At 34.7% G+C, this 6,604-nt stretch carries 4 protein-coding genes and 1 pseudogene; 3 read left to right on the top strand and 2 right to left on the bottom strand.

Features of this window, described 5'->3' with window-relative positions:
- Window positions 1-45: 45 nt before the first annotated feature.
- Both VKY47_RS04085 and VKY47_RS04080 read right to left on the bottom strand, forming a co-directional pair.
- Window positions 46-432, bottom strand: a complete 387-nt coding sequence (locus VKY47_RS04085; RefSeq protein WP_324310577.1) for a hypothetical protein — start codon at window positions 430-432, stop codon at window positions 46-48.
- A 56-nt stretch (window positions 433-488) separates the two neighbouring features.
- Window positions 489-3,923, bottom strand: a complete 3,435-nt coding sequence (locus VKY47_RS04080) for a hypothetical protein (protein ID WP_324310576.1) — start codon at window positions 3,921-3,923, stop codon at window positions 489-491.
- A gap of 348 nt (window positions 3,924-4,271) precedes the next feature.
- On the opposite strand from VKY47_RS04080, the gene VKY47_RS04075 reads away from it, so the two are divergent.
- The 3 genes and pseudogenes from VKY47_RS04075 to VKY47_RS04065 all read left to right on the top strand — a co-directional run.
- Entirely contained in the window at window positions 4,272-5,036 is a 765-nt protein-coding gene (locus VKY47_RS04075) for an exodeoxyribonuclease III (protein WP_324310574.1), read from the top strand.
- A 70-nt stretch (window positions 5,037-5,106) separates the two neighbouring features.
- A complete protein-coding gene (locus VKY47_RS04070) occupies window positions 5,107-6,066 on the top strand; it encodes an OmpA/MotB family protein (RefSeq protein WP_324310572.1) in 960 nt (319 codons plus the stop codon).
- Between the two features lie 98 nt (window positions 6,067-6,164).
- Window positions 6,165-6,604 (top strand): annotated as a pseudogene (locus VKY47_RS04065) (tetratricopeptide repeat protein); the annotation flags it as partial.

The raw sequence follows: 6,604 nt of genomic DNA, 5'->3' as shown, positions 1-6,604 counted from the left end.
GCCATTAAGAAATAGCTTTTAAAATGAACTTAGATTACGGGTGAATTATGCGAATTTAGGAGGTTGAAAAACAGCTGATTTTTCAAATAGAGAGATAGATTCTTTATAAAAGAAGTTACAAGGAATTTCAACAAAAGGTGGATATTCCAAAGTGAAGTTTATATTGGGAACTGTAAAAGAAACACTGGTATGACAACAGGTTTGATTATGTTTAAAAGGCAAATCCTCATGTTCCTTATGCTCGTTTTCATGCTGGAACTTGGCATCGCCATAATGTTCGGATATAAAATCAAAAAACGAGTCGCCATAAGTTTTTTGATGATATTCGGCATGCTCCATTAAAACACTCAGTCTTGAAAGATCTTCAAAACCAAAGTTAAAACTCTGTACAAGAATTAAAACTGAATATGTTATGGCTACAAGTTTGTTCATATAAGATACAAAGTTACAAAAATATAACCATTTGGTTAGTAACTCATGTTACATTATTAAAAATAAGCTTTCAATTGAATGCTTCCTGTATGTATTACTCTGCTAGTTTCGCTTTTTCTTCCTAAATAGTTGAGGTTTAAGTCTAAAAACGAAGTTATTTTCTTTTGAGCCAATAAGCTCCATGTATAGTTTTTTCCAGGTTGTAAACCTTCCATCATTTGATAAGCTACTGGCGTATTTGCACTTCCTTCAAAGGTGTTTTCGAAGTAATTAAACTCTCCGATTATGGACATGCTTTGAAAATTTGCAAACGAAAAGGAAGCACCATATTTTTGTTGTTTCAAGGTTTCGAAACTGGCAATGGTGTTGTGTTTATTTGTGTATTGGTAAAATATATCGAAACGCACATTGTCATTTAATAAATAAGATAATTTCGGGTTTATTTTGGTTTCGTCGATGTCGTAATTTTTACTGCTGAAATTTTCGCTAAAACTTTCGTTGTTGTTAAAACTTGTCTGAAAATTAATGAGCCAACTGGTTGCAAATTTATGATTGAACAACAAACTATGACTAACCACGGCGTTTTCAATAAAACCAATAGTTAAGTTGTTTTTCGAGTTGTTCTTTAAAAACGTATAGGAGGTGGTATAATGTTGCTTTCCCCGATTAAAAAATAAGACATTCCTAAAGTTTAATTGCAAGCCCAATTCGTTTTCTGGGTCGCGATAAAACGGATTTAAATTAATGGAGTTTCCATCTCTCCTGTTTTTACTGTCAACTAAATAAGAGGTTTGATTATAGAAATACGAAAGCACTTTTTTAAAACCACTCACTTCACTGGACCATTGTTGTGGGTTGATGGTTAAGGTTTGGCTTAATCTATTTTGATGGGTTTTTACAAACACTTGATTTGGTAATAACACACGAATATATTTGCCTTGATCTTGGAATTGTGCAATTTCAAACTCCTCTAATTCTTGGATGCCATTGCTATTGTAATCAATCCACATGTAATTTCCTTGTCCAGGTTCTACTTCTACAAAGGTGAATTCTTGTTGAGGTAAGGTTCCAGAATTGGTTTCGTAAACCGTATTCCAAAGAAAAAACTGCCTAAGAAAGCGTTGACTAAATTGAATTCTTGAATTTAAAGAACGTTCGTCTTCCAAGGTTTTATCCGCATTGTTTAAAACTCGGTAATTGGCATAAAGCGATAAATTGGTTTGTTCATTTTGAATAATTCTAGAGTCTAAATAATAGGTGTTGGAGGTATTTACCTTTTGTAATAAGTTGTTTCTTAAACTATCATTCACACGATATTTATAGCCAATTTCAGCAAAGACTTTGGTGCTATCTCCAATTCCTGTAAAAACTTCATACGATTTAAATTTCTGACTTAAAGCTGTGTAAGCACCCGTGTTGTTTTCCTTTTGCTGATTGTCTTCCATGGCCAATCTGGTTCCTGCCCAAGCGCGGTCAAAACTATAGGTGAACACGTTGTAAGTTCTAAAAAATGCCGAATTGGTTACTGTTGATGTGGTGTTTAGCATACTGGAATGCGATACTATTTGCCAATTATTAAGAAAGAGATTTGCAGAAACAATATGTCTGTTTCCATTAAAACTTTCCGAATAATTTAAATATTCAAATTCATAACTGGCTCGCCCTTTTTTATTGTGAAAAGTTTGTGCTCCTGCTTTTATAAGGGTTTGTGTGCCTAGATTTATGGGTGTATTTGTGCTTGTTGTATTTCCTAGGTTCCAATCTCGATTAAATTCGGCGTTGTAAATGCGTTGAATGGATCGGAAATCCTCCTGGATATAGTCGATATCGGCAAATGTCTCTAAATTCCACAAGCTATCTCTTTTAATCAACATTTGATTGATTTTTAGTTTTCCTGCAAAACCATCGTTGTTGTTATCGTCAAGAGTAGAGAAAAGGTTTAAATCGTTTTTACTTCCAGCAACTTCAAAGCTAATATCGGTCTTGTCGGTTGGCTTAAAATCACCATTAATTATGGCCATCTGTAATTTTGTAGGGGCGATAAGTTGAAAAACAGGTTCGTAATTTCCTTGTGGCACACCGGCAATGGGTTCTACATATTCGTAAATGGTACTTATGGCATCTATACTGCTTATTACGTAATTCCCTAAATAATCTCCAACAAGTGTAAATCGGGCACTAAAGAGTTCGTCGTTTGGGTTGTTGGAAAACACGAGAGCTTCTACACCATTAATCAGTTCTTTTTTATATAAAATCCTGTTTTCATTATAAGGTTCAGGAGTAATAGAAGGTGCGACCATTTTGGTTCTGTCGTCTCCAGCTTCAGCTAAAATTTGAACCTGTTCTGCTGATAAGTTTTGCTGAAGTGGATTGTTTTTCGAATCGGCTTCACTATAAATTGAAACCCCAAGATTGAGATTTTCACTTTCATATCTGCCTCCACCAAAAACCATCAAACGCGAATAATTTCTTTCGCTATATTGATAATCTACCGTAACGCGCATTTCAGAAGTTACCGGAAACGTAGAGTTGAAAATAATTTCACCTGCATTATAATCGATAATATAATCGTTGGATTCTCCACGTTTTAAAGGAACGCCATTCACATAAACCGTTTCGCTGCCAGAAACAATAAGAACATAAAGTTCCTGATTTGGCCCTTTTAACTTATAAGGCCCTTGGTTGCCTTCTTGGGCTGTAAACTGACTGCTGGTAAATTGTCCGCGAACCAAAGCGCCAGATGCAAATAAATTAGTTTGAGAATCTGGATGATGTAGAGTGGCGCCAACAGATAAACCTTGAACGCGTTTGCTGAAATTTGCAAAATAGGAGTTTGGGTTTGTAAGGTCAATATCTCCAGCGCGAATTTTCCAGTCATCGCTAAAAAGCTCAATAAAAACCTGATCAAACTCATCCAAACGTTGCGAATAGCCACTTTCTTGCAAGGGCACATTTGCATCTTGAATGGAGGCTCTTAAGGACACTTTTTCGCTTAACTTTCCAGTTATTTGTAGGTCTAATTCACTGTTTAAAACAGAGTTTTGATTGTTGCCAATAACCACGCCTCGAGAAATACTTCCAGAGGTTGATAAACCATCAAAAGGTGTAAAGTTTTGCTTTTCGCTTGCTTGGGAAAGCTTATAGAGTTTGGCTAGGTTGCTTGTGTTTCCAACAATGATACTATCGTTAATTTGTCTGTAAGTTCTAGTTAAATACTCTGGGTATTTTAGGTAATTTACTATAAGGGAATCGGCATCAATCGGTTTGTTAAATGTAATGAGGGCTTTTTTATAATCAACCGTATAAAACGAAGCATCCACAAAAGCGCCATCTTTTTTTTTCAGGGTTAAAAAACTGGAATTGATACTTACGCTATCTATTGCAATAGAATCTGTTACAGCAACCGTTTTTGTTCTGTAATTAGACTCCGGATTTTGGGCCAAAGCCGAAAACCCAAAAAGCAAGAATAAAATGGCAAGTATAAACCTCATGAAGTACTAAACTACATATCAATTAAAATATTTTGTTGACAGTTTTTGTTAAAACGTTTTTAAACCTAAGTTATTAATAGAATGTCCAAATGAAGCGTAAAATTACAATAAACCATAACTTTTTATAAGTTTCTGCATGGCTATGATTAAATTCAAAAAAGCAGTGAAACATTTTGGTTTGCAATAGTTTTATGATGTCATAGGTTTTCTATTGAATAATTAGGATTATTTTAATAGTGTAAATGTAAAGCATTATTTATTTTAGCTAAAATTAACTGGCTTAATTTAATAAAGCTGGATATTTGTGAGTGATACTTATAAAATTCCCTTAACCCTTGAAAAATAAATATGAAGATAATTTCTTATAATGTCAACGGCATTCGCGCAGCATTAAACAAAGGATTTATAGATTGGTTAAAAGCGGCAAATCCAGATGTTATTTGTTTACAGGAAATTAAAGCCATGAAAGAGCAGTTGGACTTGAGTGTTTTTGAAGATGCAGGATATCCATATCACTATTGGTTTAGTGCCCAGAAAAAGGGCTATAGTGGTGTGGCTATTTTGTCTAAAACAAAACCCAATCATGTTGAATATGGTACAGGTATTGCATCCATGGATTTTGAAGGTCGAAACCTGCGCGTAGATTTTCCTGGCATTTCGGTTATGAGTTTATATGTGCCATCTGGAACCAACGACGCCCGTTTACAGCATAAATTTGATTTTATGGATCTGTTTCAAGATTATATAAATAATTTAAAACTAGAAATTCCAAACTTAGTGATATGTGGCGATTATAATGTGTGTCATGAAGAAATAGACATTCATAATCCAAAAATGAAAGGTGTTTCAGGATTTTTGCCAGAAGAACGCGCTTGGATAGGACAATTTATCGACTACGACTTTATTGATGCTTTCCGATATATACATCCTGAAAAACAAGAATATAGCTGGTGGAGTTATCGCGCCAATTCTCGAGCCAATAACAAAGGATGGCGAATAGATTACACCATGGTTTCAAAACCACTACAAGAAAAGATAAAAAGAGCCGTTATACTTAAAGATGCTGTACATAGCGACCATTGTCCAATTTTAGTTGAAATAGAAACTAATTAGGTGTTGGAATAAACAACAGTATTTTTTCTAAAAATAAATCATTAATAAAAAATAAACCCAGATATAAAAAATGAAAAACAGAATTTTAGTTTTAGCAATTTCTACAGTATTAGTTAGTGCTTGTGTGTCTCCAAAAGTCTATAAGGACCTAGAAAGTAAATACACGACCTTAAAAGATGAAAACAGAGAATTAAAAAGCGATAACGAAAGTTTAATGAACGCTAAAAATGCGACTCAAAATGAATTGGATCAGTTGCAAAAAGCCTATTACGAAGCGGTTGCAGATCGTGATAGATTGCAAGGTGATTACAATTCAGCGAAAGCAAACTTGGATAATTTGAAAGCGTCGTATGCTGCCTTAGAAAAAAATAGCTCGTCTGCCATTGCAGATAATGTTCAAAAAAACAGAGAGTTATTAGCTAGATTGGAAGCAAAAGAGCACGCTCTTGAATCGGAAAATGCCCGATTGGAAGCTTTGAAAAAAGAACTGGAATCTCGCTCCAATCGTGTGGCAGAATTAGAAAGCATGATTGCGGCAAAAGACGCAGCCATGACCGAATTGAAAAATGCTATTTCTAGAGCTTTAGTAGACTTTGAAGGAAAAGGCTTGACCGTTGTTCAGCGCGATGGAAAGGTTTATGTGTCTATGGAAAATAAATTATTGTTCCAATCTGGAAGCTGGGCCGTTGGAGTTGAAGGAACCAAAGCTGTAAACCAATTGGGATCTGTACTAGCCGACAATCCAGATATTAACGTATTAATTGAAGGACATACAGATAATGTGCCATACTCTGGAAATGGAATCATGAAAGGGAACTGGGATTTATCTACCAAACGAGCTACGGCCATCGTTGAAATTTTAAGACAAAATTCAAGTATTAATCCTGAAAATCTAACAGCAGCTGGAAGAGGAGAATATGCGCCTATAGCAACCAATGAAACTTCTGAAGGAAAAGCAAAAAATAGACGGATAGAAGTTATTTTAACTCCTAAGTTGGATGAAATAACCAAACTACTCAACGATATTTAAAGTTTTAAACGCGATTCGAAAGAATCGCGTTTTTTTTTAGAAAAGATATTTATAAATTGCAGGTTCATAATCAACGCTATTCTTTCACATTATCTATAATGAAACAACTTTTTTGGATTGTTATTATTTTATTCTTTGTTTCGTGTAAAAACAATTCAGAAAAAGGAAGCTATGTCGATTCCAAAAAAATCACATCGGTTCATAAAGATGGTTATGTAGGCGATGAACAGTGTATGGCCTGCCATAAACAAACTTTTGATACTTGGAAAGGTTCAGATCACGATTTAGCTATGGAAGTAGCCAACCAAAAAACGGTGTTGGGCGATTTTAACGATGTGGAGCTTACATTGGATGGGGTTGCTTATTTTTTCACCAAAAAGGATTCAGATTTTATAGTGCATATCACCGAAATTGATGGCTCCAAAAATGAATATGCAATAAGCTATACCTTTGGAATTTACCCTTTACAACAATACTTGATAGATTTTGAGAAGGGAAGAAAACAAGTGTTAAGAGTGACTTGGGATGTTGATAATAA

Origin of the sequence: Xanthomarina sp., from assembly GCF_035306705.1 — a bacterium.
In the GTDB taxonomy this organism is placed as follows: Bacteria; Bacteroidota; Bacteroidia; order Flavobacteriales; family Flavobacteriaceae; genus Xanthomarina.
Note: the sequence above shows the minus strand (reverse complement) of the source record. Positions and strands in the feature narration are given on the sequence as shown.